Origin of the sequence: Pseudomonas sp. B21-031 (assembly GCF_024748985.1) — a bacterium.
In the GTDB taxonomy this organism is placed as follows: domain Bacteria; phylum Pseudomonadota; class Gammaproteobacteria; order Pseudomonadales; family Pseudomonadaceae; genus Aquipseudomonas; species Aquipseudomonas kermanshahensis.
Map to the genome: position 1 here is coordinate 3,080,486 of NZ_CP087181.1, position 18,869 is coordinate 3,099,354.

Annotated in this window: 12 protein-coding genes; 10 read left to right on the forward strand and 2 right to left on the reverse strand. The window is 57.9% G+C overall.

Features of this window, described 5'->3' with window-relative positions; genetic code table 11:
- Window positions 1–234: 234 nt before the first annotated feature.
- The 9 genes from tssF to LOY53_RS13525 all read left to right on the forward strand — a co-directional run bounded on the left by tssF (window position 235) and on the right by LOY53_RS13525 (window position 14,435).
- Window positions 235–1,998, forward strand: a complete 1,764-nt coding sequence (gene tssF / locus LOY53_RS13485; protein ID WP_258702768.1) for a type VI secretion system baseplate subunit TssF — start codon at window positions 235–237, stop codon at window positions 1,996–1,998.
- A 16-nt stretch (window positions 1,999–2,014) separates the two neighbouring features.
- Window positions 2,015–2,818, forward strand: coding sequence for a type IVB secretion system protein IcmH/DotU (gene icmH / locus LOY53_RS13490; protein ID WP_258702769.1), 804 nt, complete (start codon window positions 2,015–2,017; stop codon window positions 2,816–2,818).
- Window positions 2,819–3,061: 243 nt separating this feature from the next.
- Window positions 3,062–5,806 (forward strand): type VI secretion system Vgr family protein, encoded by a 2,745-nt coding sequence (locus LOY53_RS13495; protein WP_258702770.1) that lies wholly within the window; start codon window positions 3,062–3,064, stop codon window positions 5,804–5,806.
- 64 nt (window positions 5,807–5,870) lie between these two features.
- Window positions 5,871–10,397, forward strand: a complete 4,527-nt coding sequence (locus LOY53_RS13500; RefSeq protein WP_309475925.1) for an RHS repeat-associated core domain-containing protein — start codon at window positions 5,871–5,873, stop codon at window positions 10,395–10,397.
- Window positions 10,398–11,003: 606 nt separating this feature from the next.
- On the forward strand, window positions 11,004–11,267 hold the full coding sequence (locus LOY53_RS13505; RefSeq protein WP_258702771.1) for a PAAR domain-containing protein: 264 nt from the start codon (window positions 11,004–11,006) through the stop codon (window positions 11,265–11,267).
- 301 nt (window positions 11,268–11,568) lie between these two features.
- Window positions 11,569–12,867, forward strand: a complete 1,299-nt coding sequence (locus LOY53_RS13510; RefSeq protein WP_258702772.1) for a hypothetical protein — start codon at window positions 11,569–11,571, stop codon at window positions 12,865–12,867.
- 283 nt (window positions 12,868–13,150) lie between these two features.
- On the forward strand, window positions 13,151–13,786 hold the full coding sequence (locus LOY53_RS13515) for an RHS repeat-associated core domain-containing protein (RefSeq protein WP_258702773.1): 636 nt from the start codon (window positions 13,151–13,153) through the stop codon (window positions 13,784–13,786).
- A 22-nt stretch (window positions 13,787–13,808) separates the two neighbouring features.
- A complete protein-coding gene (locus tag LOY53_RS13520) occupies window positions 13,809–14,159 on the forward strand; it encodes a hypothetical protein (RefSeq protein WP_258702774.1) in 351 nt (116 codons plus the stop codon).
- Window positions 14,160–14,171: 12 nt separating this feature from the next.
- Window positions 14,172–14,435 carry a PAAR domain-containing protein gene (locus tag LOY53_RS13525; protein ID WP_258702775.1) on the forward strand — a complete coding sequence of 88 codons (264 nt, stop codon included), beginning with the start codon at window positions 14,172–14,174 and terminating at the stop codon, window positions 14,433–14,435.
- Between the two features lie 77 nt (window positions 14,436–14,512).
- Here LOY53_RS13525 and ptrR read toward each other — a convergent pair whose 3' ends face one another.
- Complete coding sequence (gene ptrR, locus LOY53_RS13530; RefSeq protein ID WP_099430907.1) at window positions 14,513–15,403, reverse strand: putrescine utilization regulator PtrR; 891 nt, start codon at window positions 15,401–15,403, stop codon at window positions 14,513–14,515.
- 106 nt (window positions 15,404–15,509) lie between these two features.
- Here ptrR and LOY53_RS13535 point away from each other — a divergent pair, with 106 nt between their 5' ends.
- Window positions 15,510–16,895, forward strand: a complete 1,386-nt coding sequence (locus LOY53_RS13535) for an aldehyde dehydrogenase family protein (protein WP_258702776.1) — start codon at window positions 15,510–15,512, stop codon at window positions 16,893–16,895.
- 36 nt (window positions 16,896–16,931) lie between these two features.
- Here the strand turns inward: LOY53_RS13535 and LOY53_RS13540 are convergent, their stop codons facing one another.
- On the reverse strand, window positions 16,932–18,845 hold the full coding sequence (locus LOY53_RS13540; protein ID WP_258702777.1) for an AAA family ATPase: 1,914 nt from the start codon (window positions 18,843–18,845) through the stop codon (window positions 16,932–16,934).
- Between the last annotated feature and the right edge of the window lie 24 nt (window positions 18,846–18,869).

Genomic DNA, 18,869 nt, shown 5'->3' on the forward strand with positions numbered 1-18,869 from the left:
CACACTTCGAAAGACAGTAACAGCACTGCAAAACACTGTTCAATGTTATTTATTGAGAAATACCCGCTAACACTTTTCTTGCAGACGACAGGCAATAACTTGAACTATGAAAAGGAGTACGTATTGCATCAGAACCTTCTAATCCCGCAACTTGTAGGAAATTTCCCACGAATTGACTGGAATCTTTTCTCGCAGCGACGAGAGCCACCCGATTAGAGTCAAAAAACGATAAACATGAAGTTTAAAGATTGGTTCATACAGGAAAAACGGCACCTCCAACAATTGGGCGACGACTTTGTCGAGGACAACCCACGGCTGGCCCCGTTCCTCGGCCGAACGGCCTCGGGGGAGGATGTCGAACGCGTGATGGAGAACTTCGCGTTTCTCACCGCTCGCCTGGTGATGAAGATTGAAGACCATCTGCCCGAGCTGACCCATCCGCTGCTGCAACTGCTCTGTCCTAACGTCCTACGGCCATTGCCCAGCGTCACGATGATGCAGTTCCAGCTCATCGACCACGCCTTGAGCGAGACCCAGGTGTTGCCCAAAGGCACACCGGTGTTTTCCCGCCCGCTCGAAGGCGTGAGTTGCGAGTTCCGCACCTGTGCGGACCTGGCCATCGCCCCGTTAGAAATCCGTAACATCACAACATTGCGCAGTGCCGAAGCGCCCGTAGTGCGCATCGACCTGGGCGCCTTATCCGAACAACCGCTGGGGCGCATGAAGTGCGACCACCTGCGCTTTCACCTGGCGGGCGGGAGCCATAATGCACTGACCTTGTACCAGTGGCTGTCGCAGCATTTGGACAAGCTGTACCTGCACATCAACCAGTACCGCTTCACACTGCCGCCCACTGTCGCTTTCGTCGGCTTCGAGAAGGAGGAATCACTGTTGCCCAGCGCCGGCGAACACCTGGACGGCTATCGCATTCTGCAAGAGTTTCTCTGGTTCCCCGAGCGTTTCTACGGTTTCTGTATCGAAGGGCTTTTAGCCTACTGGCCCGACGAGGCCGCAGCGCACATCCAACTGGAATTTCGCTTCAATGCCCCTCTTCCGCCTGATCTACTGATCGACCAGACGACGATCCTGCTCAACTGCATCCCCGCCATCAACCTGTTTTCCTGCTCGGCGCAACCCATGCCGCTGAATGGGCAGGCGCTGCGTGAGACCATTCAAACGGCGCGGCGTGACGGCGCGCAAGATGAGATCTTCTGCATTGATCGTGTCAGCAGCCAGCGCCAGAAAACCCGGGAGCATCTGCGGGAGTTCAAACCCTACGATTCCCTCGACCCCAGTTTTCCACTAGCGGAGGCGCAGCCCACGCCTTACTACAAGCTGGATCTCGAACAGAACCCGATCACTGAAAAGGTGGAGCACCGCTTACGCCTGGTGCATCGTAACCTTACGCCTTACCTGGCTCAGCAAGAGGCACTGAGCATCGAGCTGACCTGTACCAACGGCGCCCTGGCGCAGCAGTTGGAGGTGGGCCACATCGATGTCACAACGCAAGGTACGCCCTCATTCGTCACCTACCGCAACCTGTCACGGCCCAGCCGCACATACCCGCCGTTACTGCAGAGCGGTGGTCAGGGTGAGCGACACTGGGCGCTGATTTCCAACCTCACCTTGAACAATCTGTCGCTCTCCTCGCCGTCTGCGTTCGCCTCGGTACTGCGGGCCTACGACTTCGTGGCCGTGCACGACCTGCAACAACAACGCCTAACTTCGCAGCGGCTGGATGCCATCAAGCAGGTGGACAGCGAACCGTATGACTGGTTGATCAAGGGCCAGCCCGTGCGCGGCCGGCGCACCACGCTGCACATCGATCCTGCCGGCTTTGCGTGCGAGGGGGAACTGCAGCTGTTCGGCAATGTGCTTTCCCACTTCATGGCGTTGTACGCCAGCAGCAATTCCTTTCATCAACTGCAGGTCGTCAATACGGCGAATGCAACCCGCCAGCTTTGGCCTGCCCAGACCGGGCGGCAGCCGGTGATGTGACCAGGAGGTCCTCCTTATGGCCGTTACATCCTCTCAAACGTATGACAAGGATCAGATAGACACGCGCGAATCGCCTTCACTGAGCGAGCTATTCCCGCAAGTCGATGCCCTGGGATTCGACACCCGCTCGAACACAGGCAACCCCATCCACGACATCGCCTCGCCGCTGCTCGGCTTGGTCATTCGCATGGAGGGTACCGAGCAGTATGACCATGTCGAACAGCTGTACGCTCATGTCAAAACCATGATCCATGGAATGGTCGAGGAAGTGCGCCAACTTGAGCACTGCGATGAAGGTGACCGTGTAGTGTTCTCCTACTGCCTGTGCTGCGTGGTGGACGAAGCGGTGATGGCCACACCGTGGGGACGCGAGTCGCCCTGGAAGGCGCAGTCCTTGCTCAGCGCCATCCATCAAGAGACCTGGGGCGGCGAGAAATTCTTCAGTGTGCTCGAACGCCTGCTAGAGGCGCCGGAGAATCGCTATGACCTGTTCGTGTTCCTGTTCTGGTGCCTGGCATTGGGCTACCGAGGCAAGTATGCCAACCAAACCAACGGCGATCAGGAGCTGGATATCTGGATGAATCGCTTGCACGAGCGAATCATTGAGCTGCGCGGCAGCCGGCCTACCGCCGAACGTTTGACCGATCCTTTCACCAACGTGGCACCCCGGCACTATCGCATGAACCGTCAACTGCCCTGGTGGACACCGTGGGCGGTCATGGGCGTGTGCTGCACCGGCATCTATCTGTACTTCACCACCAAACTCAACGGCATTACCCAACAGGTGTTGGCATCACTGCAGACCATGCTCCAGCAATAACTTCAGCAAGGCTGTCTTGATATGACTCAACAGTCACCGTACCTATAGGCACGGCCAGTACGGTTATGCCCATAAAAATAAATAGCGCTGCATTTAGAGAAACTTCCTACAACTTTTTAGGACGTGATAACGGCGACCTGGAATGGATTCCTCGCTACGGTCTTGAGTGCACTGATGCCGCGCGTTCTATATACGCGTTCGGCCCCATGAACCTGCCCGAAAGGATGAACAGCAGGAGTTCGCATGAGCAACTTGAATGATGTGCGTTTTACTTTCAGCACCCCCGCCGATGAGGCCATCAATTTCGACGTGGTGTCGTTCGAACTGAATGAGGCCGTGAGCGAGCTGTATCGGCTGGACATCGAACTGGTCAGCTTTGCCAACGACGCCGACTTCGCCACCCTTCTCGACCAACCCGCCGTGCTGACCATCTGGCAGCAGCAGGAAGCCGTGCGCCATGTGCACGGCCTGATCAGCAGTTTCGAACAAGGCAAAACCGGCCACCGCCGCACTCGCTACCGCGCCGTGATCGAGCCGCAACTGGCCCGCGCAAGCCTGCAGTCCGATTGGCGCATCTTCCAGCACCGCCCGGTCCCGCAGCTGTTAGAGGAACTGTTCCGCGAACGCCAATGGGGCACTTTGATCCAGTATGTGGTCAACCCACACCAGAGCCGCGAGTACTGTGTCCAGGCCGGTGACCTGGACCTGGGTTTCTTCTGGCGCCTGTCGGCCGAGGAAGGCTTGATCTGCACCTTCGAGCACAGCGCAGCCAACCACGTGGTGATCCAGACGGATCACATCAGCAATTTCGGTAGCCTGGAAGGCGAGCCAGTATTGTATGTCGCCAACCGCGGCGGCATGGAGCAGCAACCCTGCCTGCGCCACTTCGCCTACCGCGAACAGGTACGCACCAGCAAGCAGGTCCAGCGCGACTACACCTTCACCCACCCACGCTACAACCATGAGCACACCATGTTCCCTCAGGACATGGGCAATCAAAGCAACGACTACGAACGCTACGACTACCCTGGCCGCTACAAGCACGACAATGCCGGTAAGCCGTTCACCCAGACCAAAGTCACTGCCCTGTTCGGCGATGCGCGCGTGGCCGAGGTCGAAGGCGATGATGCTCGCCTGCAACCGGGTATCGCCTTCCAGCTGGCTGGCCATGCCCGCGAGGACATGAACATCCTCTGGCGGCCACTGCGCATCACCCACAGGGGCCGCCAGTTTACGGCACTGGAAGAGGATGCTGCCGAAGCCGAAGTCGGCACGTCCTACACCCTTACTGCGACCTTGATTCCGGCGCAAGTCGAATGGCACGCCCCTGCCCGCCCCAAACCGGTAATCGAAGGCCCGCAGATGGCCAAGGTAGTCGGGCCACCCGGTGAGGAAATCTACTGCGACGAGCACGGCCGTGTGCGCGTGCAATTCCCCTGGGACCGCCTAGGCCAGGACGATGAGAAAAGCTCGTGCTGGGTGCGGGTCACTCAAGCCTGGGCCGGCGCCACCTGGGGCCACATGGCCATTCCCCGGATCGGGCAGGAAGTGGTGGTCAGTTTCCTCAACGGCGACCCCGATCAGCCGATGATCACCGGGCGCAGTTATCACATCGTCAACCGCCCGCCGTACCGCTTGCCTGAGTTCAAGGCACTCAGCCCGATCCGCAGCAAGGAGCACCACGGCAAACGCCACAACGAACTGCGCCTGGACGACACCACCGGGCAGATCAGTGCGGCGTTGATGAGTGACCACGACCACTCGGCACTGAACCTCGGTTACCTTACCCATCCTCGCCACTTTGGCGGCAAGCCGCGTGGGCAAGGCTTCGAGCTGCGCACCGATACCCACGGTGTGGTTCGTGCGGGTGGCGGGCTGCTGCTGACGACGGAGGCGCGCAGCCGTGCCACCGAGCATCACACCGACTTGGCGGAAACCGCCGAACGCCTGAAGACCGCCCAGGAGTACCACACCACCTTTGCCAGTGAAGCCCGCGATCACCTGGCCCAGGAAGGCGGCGATCAGGATGAAGTGGGTGATGCCCTCAAGGCCCAGCACGACGCCATTCTCGGCAGCGGTGGCAACCCTGAAGCCAACCGTTTCCCCGAACTGGCCGATCCGCAACTGGTGATCGCCAGCCCAACCGGCATCGCCACTACCACACCGCAATCCACCCACATCGCCAGCGGCGAACACCTGGGTCTGAGCACGGGCGGCCACACCAGCCTGGCCATCGGCAAGCGCCTGTTGATCAGTGCCAGTCGGGGCGTGCGGCAGTTCGTGCAGAGCATGGGCTGGCGATTAGTCGCGGCTTCCGGCGACATCAACCTGAAAGCGCTCAAGGACAACATCAACCTGCTGGCCAAGCTCAAGGTCAGCGTCACCGCCGAACGGATCACCCTCAGCGCCAAGGAGGAACTGGTGATTCAAGCCGGCGGCAGCAGTACGACCTACAACGCGGGCGGAATTCTGCACGCCACGGCTGGGCAGTACACGGCACACGCTACTGACTTCATCTACAAGGGCTCAAAAAGCCAAGCAGCGGCATTTCCCGAGGACATCAAGGCGGGTAACGGCAATCTGGAGCTGTTCCAGCACTACGCGAACAACCATGCGTTCAAGGGCGCCGAGTACGAAGTTGAGGATGCTTTGGGCCAGATCGTCAAAGGCACATTAGATGATAACGGGTTCGCTGCCATTTCCGGACTCGCCACTGGGCCAGTGAAAGTTCTGTTCGGCCGTGACCGCACCAAGGCCATCTCGGCAACACCGTTCGCGGAGCAGTCCTCACCACCCACCGCCGATCAAAAAGCGCCTCTTACCCCAGCTGCGGCAATGCAGGAAGCCGTGAGCCAACTCATCAAATCCGGCGAGCTGGAAGCTCACGATGCCAAGCAATTCACCCAATCCGCCATTAAGTCAGCCCCGTTGAAAGAGCTCTCGCTTCCGATGGCGCGCCCCACTACAAGGACAACCCAACATGGATAGGTGTGGCGGGGTAGTTGCCCCTAAAGAGACCTTCGATGAGGAGGACGTAAGAGCTGGCACCGAAATGCTAGCCAAATGGCTCACGGACCTCACAGGAGACATTGTCAACTGGAGGACAGTCATCTCTGTTGGCGAAGTTCTCCCTGTAGCCGGGTCCATCTTTGCTGCAACAGATGCCATTGGCGACATCATAGAACTGGCCAAGGGTGACAGTGCCTATCGGGCTGACCCGTTCAACTGGGTAGGTCTTGGTATCAATCTGTTTGCTATCGCGCCACTGCCTGGTGTCGGGCCCGCACGGATAGTCATGCGCCCAGCGCTGAAGTCGCTAAGAGCCGCGTCCAAGGACGGCATTGCTCAAGCACTGCTCATAACGATTGAAGAGGCACTTGCCGAGGTTTGTCCGGGAGAGCTTGAGGAGTTCATTGGGGAGATCGAAGCGCAGTTGCAGAGCATTCTTGCCAGCTTCGCCAAGAAGATTGTCGAGGTCTGCAAGTTCCTCGCTGACTTGATCCGGTCGGTGGCAGATGGAACGGTGAAGGATGTCGCCTTGACGGCCCTGTTCCCCGGTATGCGGCTGGTGGCTGAAGCATCTGACTACTTCAAACGAAAGACCGGGATTGGCTTCAGCAAAAACCAACTGGGCTTCGGAGAGAGCGAAAAGCTGAAAACCCTGCTTGAGCCTGTCGCACAAAGCCTTGAAAGCATCGGGCGTATGGCAGGCAACAAGATAGTTGCCATCGGCAGTAAGACGGACCCAGGCAGCATCGCTTCAATTCTGAGTGTACTCAGACTGGCTCTGATCAAAAGAGGATACAAGCCGAGACGAAGCAGCATCGCGCCTGGCTCAACCAGCCAAAGCCGTAACGTGCAGGGCCGTCAGGGTACCGAGGCGGCTCCAGGGCAGCGGGCAGCAAAGGCAGATCCAAACTGCAAGAAACGCGGTACGAAAGCGGGTACTAACTGCAGCATCAGCTTCGCCACAGGCAGCGAAACAATCGTACACACCGATTTCCAGCTACCTGGCGTGTTCCTCATCGAGTGGAACCGCACCTATCGCTCTTCATTATCCGCATTTGACAACGGCCCCTACGGATCACGCTGGATCACGCCGTTCGCAGCTCGCTTCGATCTGGTCGAAGATCAACTCACCTATCATGGCACTGACGGCAGAAGTCAAAAGTACTCACTGCCGAAGCTCAAAGGCAGTCATTACGATTCCATCGAGAATGTGGTCATTGCTCGGATCGCCAAAGACACCCTTGCCCTGCTCAGGGGTCATGAGAGCCAAGAGATCTATCAGCGGCACGGCAACCAGTTCCGCTTGAGCACCATCAAGAACAAGGGCGGTTCCAGCATTGCCCTGCACTACGAACATTGTGTAGGCGACAGCGCCGTGCTGTCCGACCTGGTGACCTATCAACACGGCACACCTCATCACCATATCCATACGACAATTGATAATCAGGGACGTGTCATCGCGCTTTGGCTGATGGATGAAGGTCAGCCACAGCGCCAACTGGCGTCATACACCTATGACACACACGGCGACCTGTGCAGCGCCAAGGGCGAGCATGGGACCGAGTGGACGTATCAGTACAAGCACCACCTCGTAACACGTTATACCGACCGCACCGGTCGGGGCATGAACCTCGAATGGCTCGGAGAAGGTGCTGATGCCAAAGCTGTTCGCGAGTGGGGGGACGATGGCAGCCTAGACACTCGATTGAGCTGGGACCCGAACATCCGCCTGACACGCATCGTGGATGCCAACGGCAATGAAACCCAGCACTTCTGCGACATTCTCGGCTACCCCTATCGCATCATCCATCCCGACAGGAACGAGGAATGGATTTACAGGGATGCCGCCAAGAACGTCACCCAGCACATCCACACGGATGGCAGTAGCGATGTCTATGCCTACGACGAGCGCGGCAACCTACTCCAGCACACCCGCCCGGACGGCTCATCAATCCACCATGCCTATGACGATCTGGACCAGCGCTTCAAGACCCGCGATGCCGAGGGCGGCCTGTGGAAATATGACTACGACCAGCGCGGCAACATCATCGAAACCCAGGATCCGCTGGAGAACAAGACGCTCTATTCCTACAACAGCGGCAACCTGCCCATCGCCATCACCGACGCCAACGGTGGTGAGAAGAAACTGGCGTACAACAGTGATGGGCAGCTGACCAGCTACACCGACTGCTCAGGCAAGACCACGCAATGGAAATACGACGCGCTGGGTCAACTTGCCAAACTCATCAACGCCGCTGGCGAGATCACCGAGTACCAGTACGAAGCCGGCCAACTGGTGCTGCTCGTCCATCCGGACAAGACTACGGAACGCTTCGAGCGCGATGCCGAAGGTCGGCTGCTCAGCCACACCGATGCCCTGCATCGCCGAACCACATGGACCTACAACGAAGCCGGGTTGATCTACCAACGCTTCAACGCCAACGACACCACCCTCACCTACCACTGGGACAAGCTCGGCCAACTCGTGCGCCTGCGCAACGAAAACAACAGCGAAGCCAGCTTTAAGTATGACCCTGTAGGTCGACTGCTTAAGGAAACCGGCTTCGATAAAGAAACCACCCACTACCTCTACGACAACGGCAGCAACCTGCCCACCCGCCGTGTGGATGGCGACAGAACCACCCACTTCGAGTACGACCCCATGGGCCGGCTTATCCAGCGCAAGGCCGGACGACGTGGCGGCGAGAAGTGGGAGGTTGAGACCTTTGCCTATGACGGTAATGGCAAGCTGCTGCTTGCTAACAACGGTACCTGCAGGCTGCAATGGTTCTACGATGCAGCAGGCAACAACACGCGTGAGCATCAGTGGCTGGATTATTTGGTCAAGCCGCAGGTGGCCGTGCTCAAGCACGAGTACGATGTCCTCAACCAACGCATCGCCACCACCCGCCCCGATGGCCACCGGGTTAGCTGGCTAACCTACGGCAGCGGTCACCTGCTCGCGCTCAAACTCGATGATCAGGAGTTGATTAGTTACGAGCGTGATGACCTGCACCGAGAGATCGGCCGCGTTCAGGGCAATGGCCTGATCCAGCGCCAGACCTGGAGCCCGAATGGCCAATTGCTGGAACAGACGCTGGCTCGACAAGGCGAGTCCAAACGCATAGCGGCCCGCACCTATCGCTACGACGAGGCTGGTCAGTTACACCACATCAAGGACTTGAACCGTGGTGATCTGCGCTATCGCTATGACCCAGTAGGGCGCTTGCTCGAAGCCAGCCTTAACTACGAGAAGGAAACGTTTGCCTTCGACCCGGCGAGCAACCTGCTGGACCCCGAAGCTCCACCGGGGCCCAATCCACACTCGCCGCGCAAGCTCATGGACAACGTGCTGCGCAGCTACTGCGGCACGCAGTACCGCTACGACGAGCGCGGCAATCTGCTGGAGCGGATTGAGAACGGCAAGACCGGCAAGTTTACCTGGGACCTGTATGACCGCCTGCGTCGATACGAGGATGATCGACTGGTTGTCGAGTTTGGATATGACGCCTTAGGCCGCCGTGTCTACAAGGACTCGCGCTCGAAGTACCGCAACCGGGTCCAGGCCGGACCGGTCTGGAACGAGAACGCACGACGTGCGCTGGATGAAAAACTGGGCTGCGATCTGACGCTATTTATCTGGGACGGCGACACACTGGCGTTCGAGCAACGCGGCAGGGATGGCAAAGGGCAGACCAAACATTATGTGTTTGAACCAGGCACCTTCGTTCCGGTCGCGCAAGGGGTGATGAATCACATTGAGGAGATGTTGCGGCAGCCGAGCTATGATTTTCCGTATGACATCGACCGGGATCCGATCTGGCAACAGAAACCGGCACCGAGATCTATTGAGAAGGTTGACTGGTATCAATGCGATCACCTTGGAACACCTAGAGAACTCACCAATGATCTTGGACGCATTGCTTGGAGCAGCAACCACAAGGCCTGGGGGCAAACAAGTACAAATATTGGCAACAGCTCCAACGGCGAGATGCGCAATAGCCAATGGCATTTCCAAGGACAATATTTTGACATCGAAACAGGTTTGCACTACAACTACCACCGATACTACGATCCCAACACAGGCAGATACATCACCAAGGATCCCATTGGATTCATAGGCGGAATTAATGTTTACAACTACGCCCCAAATCCTACAGAGTGGATTGATCCATTAGGACTAGCGCGGAATTGTCAGCTGGGGAGATACGCGGACCTTACTGGACAAGGCCATGAAGGAGACAGCTTAGATGCACATGAATTCATACGACATCAAGCACTCCGGCAGATGGGAGTAACGTCTTCCGCTGCGCGGAACCCCAACAACCCCTCGATAGCCATTCCGCGCCCCATGCATACAGCCGCACACAGAAATGAGTCCGCGCTGGCTGAAAAACACTTAAACTTAGGAATCAATCAGTTCGATTTCAACAGTTCTGGTACACCAAGTAAACGACAAATGGATGTTTGGCAAGGCGCCCTAAGGCAAGCAGGCGTCCCAGCATCACAGGCAAGGAGACTAAGGGTTCAAGCCAATCAATTCATCAACTGCGATTGTTTCTGCCCATAGGAGTTTATTACTTTGAAAAAACTAACATTCTCAGCCCCTCCCAAAAAAGATGAGGCATTCCTAGGGGGGAGTCCGCGCCTGCCCCAAAACATAGCATGGCCGCATGACTCCCAAGGCTGCCCGTTAATGCACCTAATCAGCCTACCCGCAAGCTTTGTTAACGACAACAGCCATGAGATCTCAGTAAATCACGGACTTACCATCTCTGTATTCACCCCCTTCGACACCAACCCTCTAAATCACATCCATAAAGCAATGAATGAAAATGGCATTGCTATTGCGTACTCAGTCGCGAACACTGAAAGAAATGAACATCCCTTTCCCCTCAAAAAATCCCCAATCGGGGCGGAGGAAACAAACGAACCAGACAGCAGTGCAAATGGGGTATCTAAAGTAGGGGGAATACCCTGCTGGATACAAGACGACGAGAGCAACGGATTGGTTTTCTTTATGCAAATCGATGAATACGACCTAGACGCGCTGTTCCCAGACCACAGAGGCCTATTCGCAGGAGGCATGAGTTACCTACTTTTGTCCCCAAACATCTCTGAGGGCGGCACTGAGGCAGGACTCTTAAAGATACAAACTTCCTAAAGGCGAAATTTTATGAACCACATCGTTCGCCTTGGCGATAAAAAAGATCATGGAGGGTATGTAGTTGAATGTATCCCGCATACAAACCTCAACGGCAAACCGATGGCCGGCAAAGGCAACATGGTTTTCTGCCCTCTATGCAAAGGCAATTTCCCCATCATCGATGGCAGTGACAGCTACCGAGTCGATGGCATCCCCGTCGCACTCGACGGCATGAAGACCGCGTGCGGCGCCAGCCTGATCGCCAGCGCTTCACACGGCAGCGTCCATCGCTGAGGCAACCGACCCAATCGGGGTAGGCGAACAACAGACATCCCAGCAGTATGTCTGTTGCCGCCACTCTAAGCCTGCCCTGCTTCAGGAACATGAAAGCGAATAGATCTACCAGCGATACGGCAACCAGTTCCGGCTGAGCACCATCAAAAACAAGAGCGGCTCCAGTATTGCCCTGCACTACGAGCATCGCGTAGCCGACAGCGCCGTACTCTCCGATCTGGTGACCTATTAACACGACACGCCCCATCAGCATATCCACACGCAGATTGATGATCACGGTAGCGTCATTGCACGTTGGCTGATGTACGAGCGCCAGCCACATCGTCAACTGGCGTCATACACCTACGACGCACAAGGCGATCTGTGCGGCGCCAAGGACGAACATGGGGCGCAATGGAGGAACCAGTACACGCACCATCTCGTAACACGTTATACCGACCGCACCGGTCGGGGCATGAACCTCGAATGGTTCGGAGAAGGTGCTGATGCCAAAGCTGTTCGCGAGTGGGGGGACGATGGCAGCCTAGACACTCGACTGAGCTGGGACCCGAACATCCGCCTGACCCGCATCGTGGATGCCAACGGCAATGAAACCCAGCACTTCTGCGACATTCTCGGCTACCCCTATCGGATCATCCATCCCGACAGGAACGAGGAATGGATTTACCGGGATGCCGCCAAGAACGTCACCCAGCACATCCTCACGGATGGCAGTAGCGATGTCTATGCCTACGACGAGCGCGGCAACCTACTCCAGCACACCCGCCCGGACGGCTCATCAATCCACCATGCCTATGACGATCTGGACCAGCGCTTCAAGACCCGCGATGCCGAGGGCGGCCTGTGGAAATATGACTACGACCAGCGCGGCAACATCATCGAAACCCAGGATCCGCTGGAGAACAAGACGCTCTATTCCTACAACAGCGGCAACCTGCCCATCGCCATCACCGACGCCAACGGTGGTGAGAAGAAACTGGCGTACAACAGTGATGGGCAGCTGACCAGCTACACCGACTGCTCAGGCAAGACCACGCAATGGAAATACGACGCGCTGGGTCAACTTGCCAAACTCATCAACGCCGCTGGCGAGATCACCGAGTACCAGTACGAAGCCGGCCAACTGGTGCTGCTCGTCCATCCGGACAAGACTACGGAACGCTTCGAGCGCGATGCCGAAGGTCGGCTGCTCAGCCACACCGATGCCCTGCATCGCCGAACCACATGGACCTACAACGAAGCCGGGTTGATCTACCAACGCTTCAACGCCAACGACACCACCCTCACCTACCACTGGGACAAGCTCGGCCAACTCGTGCGCCTGCGCAACGAAAACAACAGCGAAGCCAGCTTTAAGTATGACCCTGTAGGTCGACTGCTTAAGGAAACCGGCTTCGATAAAGAAACCACCCACTACCTCTACGACAACGGCAGCAACCTGCCCACCCGCCGTGTGGATGGCGACAGAACCACCCACTACGAGTACGACCCCATGGGTCGGCTTAGGCCGCCGTGTCTACAAGGACTCGCGCTCGAAGTACCGCAACCGGGTCCAGGCCGGACCGGTCTGGAACGAGAACGCACGACGTGCGCTGGATGAAAAACTGGGCTGCGATCTGACGCTATTTATCTGGGACGGCGACACACTGGCGTTCGAGCAACGCGGCAGGGATGGCAAAGGGCAGACCACGCACTATGTTTTTGAGCCGGGGACCTTCATCCCCGTGGCGCAAGGCGTGATGAATAATATTCAGGAGATGCTGCATCAGCCGAGATATGAGTTTCCGTATGACATTGATCGAGATCCAGTTTGGCAAAACAAGCCGACTCCGAAGCCGTTCGACACTTTTAGCTGGTATCAGTGTGATCAGCTGGGTACGCCAATGGAAACTACCGGCGTCAGCGGAGAGATACTTTGGAAGGGAAACTACAAACCCTGGGGAAGCACAGTAGAACAGATCGGCATCGCCCCGCCAGACCATGAATACAACATCCGCTTTCAAGGTCACCACTTCGACGGAGAAACAAACTTACATTACAATAGATATCGATACTACGCGCCCGCCACCGGTCGCTTCATAGGTGTTGATCCCATTAGGTTTTCCGGAGGCCTAAATGTATACCAGTACGCCCCAAATCCTACGGCTTGGATTGATCCATTCGGGCTATCCAGTTGCCCATGCAACCCATGTTCTAAATATGATATAGGTATATATAGCGACCTAAAAAGCCGGTCCATGCCTGGTGATAAGCTCGACATCAACCATGCGATGCAGGCCCAACCAGCCTCTCAGGTCATTCCCAACTACAACTATGTGTCTGCACCAGCAATTGCCGTCCCGAGGGCAGAGCACATACGAATTCCAACCCCAAAAAAAGGAATCTATACTGGAAGCGCAAGGCAGCTTCTTGCAAAAGACATAAGGGACTTAAGAGCTCATACAGGAGCACCAAATGAATGCCTTCAAAACTTGATAAGACTCAACAAAGAGACGTATCCTGCATCACTTGCCAAGTAAACAAAACAAAATGGAAAACACCATGACTAGAGAAGATTTTTTTTCACATATAGACACTCACGTCAAAGAAGCAACGGTTAGTGATCTGACAGATATATTCACGTCTCCGCCCGGAAGGAATGCTGACAAAACATTGAAAGCCATTGCGGACTGGCGCGCCTCCCTTAAGAAGGAAGATGTCGATATCCTTGACATGGTCATAGAGGAGACTGTAAAGGCAACGCTTTTTAGCTTTTTCTCAGTAATCGACGGCTCAAGAACTGTCGACAATGGTGTTGAAAAATTCATAATTTCAACGAGAGACTCACAGGGAGTTACAACACCAATAGCAAACACAGACTTTGATCTCCATAGTCACTTCGCGCCTGATTGAAGGATATCCTCAGTGAACAACATAGTAAGGATTGGTGACACGACGGATCATGGAGGTACTGTTACCGGATCGATTTCACACACAAACCTCAACGGCAAACCCATGGCAGGCAAAGGCAACATGGTCTTCTGCCCTCTGTGCAAAGGCGAGTTCCCAATCATCGAAGGCAGTGACACCTACCGAGTCGATGGCATCCCCGTCGCACTCGACGGCATGAAGACCGCGTGCGGCGCCAGCCTGATCGCCAGCGCTTCACACAGCAGCGTCCATCGCTGAGTTGATTAAACCAAGAAGAGAGAGCCTTCGGGTCGTGGCAAGCACCGGTAGCTACGCCCCCGCTCTCACAAGTTGATCTATACGGTATCTACAGCCATACCTAAACTCCCCTGCCGCTCTTCCAACAACTTCACAAACATACTCAAACTGCGCGAAACCGCCCCCCGCCGCCACACCAGCCAGGTCTTCAAATACCGAAAATCCTCCGACATCGGCCAGGCGCTCACCGTGCTGCAGCCCGGCATGTTGTCGAGCATGCTGCGCGGCATCATGGCCAACCCGGCACCAGCACTCACGCATGCCAGCATGCCGTGATACGACTCCATCTCGTGGATCTTGCCCGGCACAGCCTGATCCTGAACAAACCAGTTCTCGAAGTGGTGGCGGTACGAGCAGTTGGCCCGAAATGCGTAAATGTTCTCGCCGTTGACGTCTTGGGCGCGGGTTACCGGCGCATGGTTGAGGGGCGAGATGACCATCATCTCTTCCTCGAACACCGGCATGCCTTCCAGCGTCGGGTGCAACACCGGCCCATCGACGAACGCCGCGACCAATCGCCCAGACAGCACCCCTTCGAGCATCGTCCCCGACGGCCCGGTCGAGAGGTCCAGGTCGACTTTGGGGTAGCGCTGGTTATAGGCCGCCAGCAAGGCCGGGATCCGCACGGCTGCGGTGCTTTCCAGCGAACCCAAGGCAAAGGTGCCCTGCGGGTCTTCGCCGGCCACCGTTAGCCGCGCTTCGTGCACCAGGTCGAGAATGCGCCGGGTGTATTCGAGAAAGTTCCAGCCCGCTGGCGACAGGCGCAGGCGGCTTTTCTCGCGGATGAACAGTTCGACGCCCAGGTCTTCCTCCAGCTGTTTGATACGCGTGGTCAGGTTCGAGGGCACCCGATGGATATGCTGCGCGGCGGCACTGATGCTGCCTTGCTCGGCCACTGCCTTGAAGATTTCCAGTTGCACCAGGTCCACAGTCATTCTCCAAACGTGAATGTTTCGCTCATTATTATTCAGTTTTCATTAAATCCCTACACCACTAGTCTGGCGTCACGGATCAACAACAGCGAGAGTTTCCACCATGAGCGCGATCAGCAGCCTGACCCACGCCATCTCCCTCGACCCGCACAGCGGCGAGCAGATTGGCGCCTACCCGTTCGATACCGACGCCGCACTGGAAGCGGCGCTGCAACGCGCCAAGGTGGGCTATGGCCAATGGCGCCAGGTGTCGCTGGGTCAGCGCGGTGAGTGGTTGCTCGCCCTGGCCAACACGCTGGAAACCAAGGCCGAAGCGTTCGCGCAAATGATCAGCTGTGAAATCGGTAAGCCGATCACCCAGGCCCGTGGCGAAGTGAGCAAGTGTGTCGGGCTGTGCCGTTGGTACGCCGAGCACGGCCCTGCCATGCTGGCAGCGGAACCAACCCAGGTCGAAAAAGCGCGCATCGAGTACCGCCCGCTGGGCCCGATCCTGGCGGTGATGCCGTGGAACTTCCCGATCTGGCAAGTGCTGCGCGGTGCTGTGCCGGCGATCCTCGCGGGTAATACCTATGTGCTCAAGCACGCCCCGAACGTCATGGGCAGCGCCTACTTGCTGGGCGAACTGTTCAAGGATGCCGGCCTACCGGAAGGCGTCTTCGAAGTACTGAACGTCACGCCGGACGGTGTCACCCGCGCCATCAACGACCCTCGCATTGCCGCCGTGACCCTGACCGGCAGCGTGCGCGCTGGCATGGCGATCGGTGCGCAAGCCGGCGCCGCGCTGAAGAAGTGCGTGCTGGAGCTGGGCGGTTCGGACCCGTTCATCGTACTGGCCGATGCCGACCTGGATGCCGCAGTCAAGGCGGCCGTCATCGGTCGCTACCAGAACACCGGCCAGGTTTGCGCGGCGGCCAAACGCCTGATCATCGAAGAAAGCATCGTTGAAGCGTTCACCCAGAAGTTTGTCGAAGCAACGCGCCAGCTGAAGGTTGGCAACCCGCTGGAAGACGACACCTACATCGGCCCGATGGCCCGCTACGACCTGCGCGATGAACTCGATGGGCAGGTTCAGGCGACACTCGCCGAAGGCGCTACTTTGCTGCTGGGCGGCAACAAGATCGAAGGCGTGGGCAACTTCTACGCACCGACCGTGTTTGCCAACGTCACCCCGGAAATGACCGCGTTCAAGCAGGAACTGTTCGGGCCAGTGGCGGCGATCATCACTGCGCGGGATGCCGACCATGCCGTGGCATTGGCCAACGACAGCGAATTCGGCCTGGCGTCGACCATTTACACCGCCGACTATGCGCTGGCTGAACGCATGACCGCAGCACTGGATACCGGTGGCGTGTTCATCAACGGCTACTGCGCATCCGACCCCCGCGTCGCCTTTGGCGGCGTGAAGAAAAGTGGTTTTGGCCGCGAATTGTCGCACTTTGGTGTGCGGGAATTCACCAACGCGCAAACGGTGTGGCTGGACCGTAATTGACGGGACAATCGGGGCCGCCTGGCGGCCCCGATTTCCTCAGTCCCTGACCTGGTCCTTCACCCAGTCCAGCATTCCCCCCGGTACGATCAGTTCATGCCGTGCCCGCGAACAGGCGGTATACAACCCCGCCAGCATCCGCGCTCGTTCGTTGCGATTGCCCGCCGCCACGGGCGCGACCATCAGCTCCGGTGACACCATCACCCGGGCGAATTCCATGTTCTTCACGTCCCGCACCCGCCCCAGGAACAGCTTGGGCGCCTTGTCCCAGCGATAACGGCTCTTGGCCTTGGCGAAGTGCTCTGGCGTATAGCCCTTGCGCAGCATGTTGGCGACCGCCACGAAAGCTTTGTCATCGCCCTTGTCCTGCTCCAGCGCCTGCCAGCTGGCGTAGCGGAACAGCATGGGGTGACGCGGGCGGGTGCCGTAACGGTACAGCTCGATGCAGTCCTCGACGAACAGCTCGAAATCCTTGCGCGCACTCTTCAACAACACGAACGGCACCCCTTGGTGCGTAAGGCGCTGGAACCAGCCAAACAGGCCCCACTCGTCATCGACGATCAGTGCCGTGGGCTGCTCTGGCACCGTGACCGTATCGAAGAAACTGACCCGGGTGTAGTGCTCGGCACTGCCGCTGAATGCCGCCTGGATCTTGGCCGGGTGCGCCTGGATCAGCGGGTTGAGGACGTTATCCATCGCTGGCCCCGCGCGCAGCGAATGGTCGATGTAACGCTGGCGGATGAAGCCACCATGGTGCGGGCTCAGGCCATTGAGGTTCTGCAGCTCGTCGCCCAGGGTGATGATCGACTGCGGGCTGCGGTCCAGCACGGCGAGCATCGGTGCCGACAGCTCGTGGGCCTCGTCGACGATGACGTGGGTGTACCGACTGTCGATCATGTCAGCGGTCAGCGACAGCAGTTTGACCCGGTGGTAATCACGCACCGGCAGTTGAATCTCCCGCGCTGAGGGGCGAATCAGCTCCTGCCAGTACAGCCGGGCCTTTTCCAGCAGCACTTCCTGGTCCAGTGGCGAGGTGCCCGGCCCGGCCCAGGGCAAATGGTGCAGCTGGACCTCTGCATCGCCGCTGCGGCAGAAACTGCGCACGGCCTTGATGCACAAGGCAACCACGTCGCGGGCCGCGAGCGGGCCGATATCGGGGATATTCAGCCACTTCACCACCTGCGCCTCCTGCGGGCGCCAGGACAATTTGGTGCGGTACGGGTCACGCAAGCGCCAACCGTTGCTGGTGAGGTCTCGGTTGAGAAGCTCGTCTGCCAGTTGGCCGAAGGTCAGTGCGGTGTAGGCTTGGGCGTCCTTGACGCGTGCCTGCAACGCGCGCAGCTGGCCCTCGGTCAGGGCCAGCAGCAGCGTGCGCTGGGGGTCGAGCAAACGGGCGAACTGGTGAATCAGGAACGTCTTGCCGGTGCCGGCAAAGCCTTGCACCGCCACCGACTCGTCAACACCTGACAGAAACTCGCGCAGCAGGCGGTTTTGTTGATCGCTCAGCAGCAGGTCGCTGGCCAGCGATGGCAGATAAACCGGGTGCAGCGGCGTGACCTGTTGGCGGTAGGAATCGGCAAATTGGAAACTCCACTGGCCTTGGTCATCGTGCAGGTCCTCGACGTCGTATTTGACCTCGGCGGACAGCAAACCGATGCCATTCTCACCCAGCATGCCAAGGCCCATGGCGAATGCCTCGCGGTCGAAGTGCTGCGCCACCTGGCCTTGAAAGCGCCCCGGCGCGGCCGTTTCGACCTCGTTGGCGATGCGCACGATTTCGGCAAAGCGCCGCTCCTGAGCGTCGGCCGTTGCAGTGGCGGGCTGGCGTGGCAGATTTTGTACGAACAGCACCGCCGCGGCCTCCAGCAAACTGGCCGTCGGGAAAAAGTCGCTGGCGGTGGGTTCGCTGGCAAGGCGGTCGGCTTGGTCGCTGGGCAATGGCAGGTAGAACATCGGGACCTCGGGTGGGAACAGGTC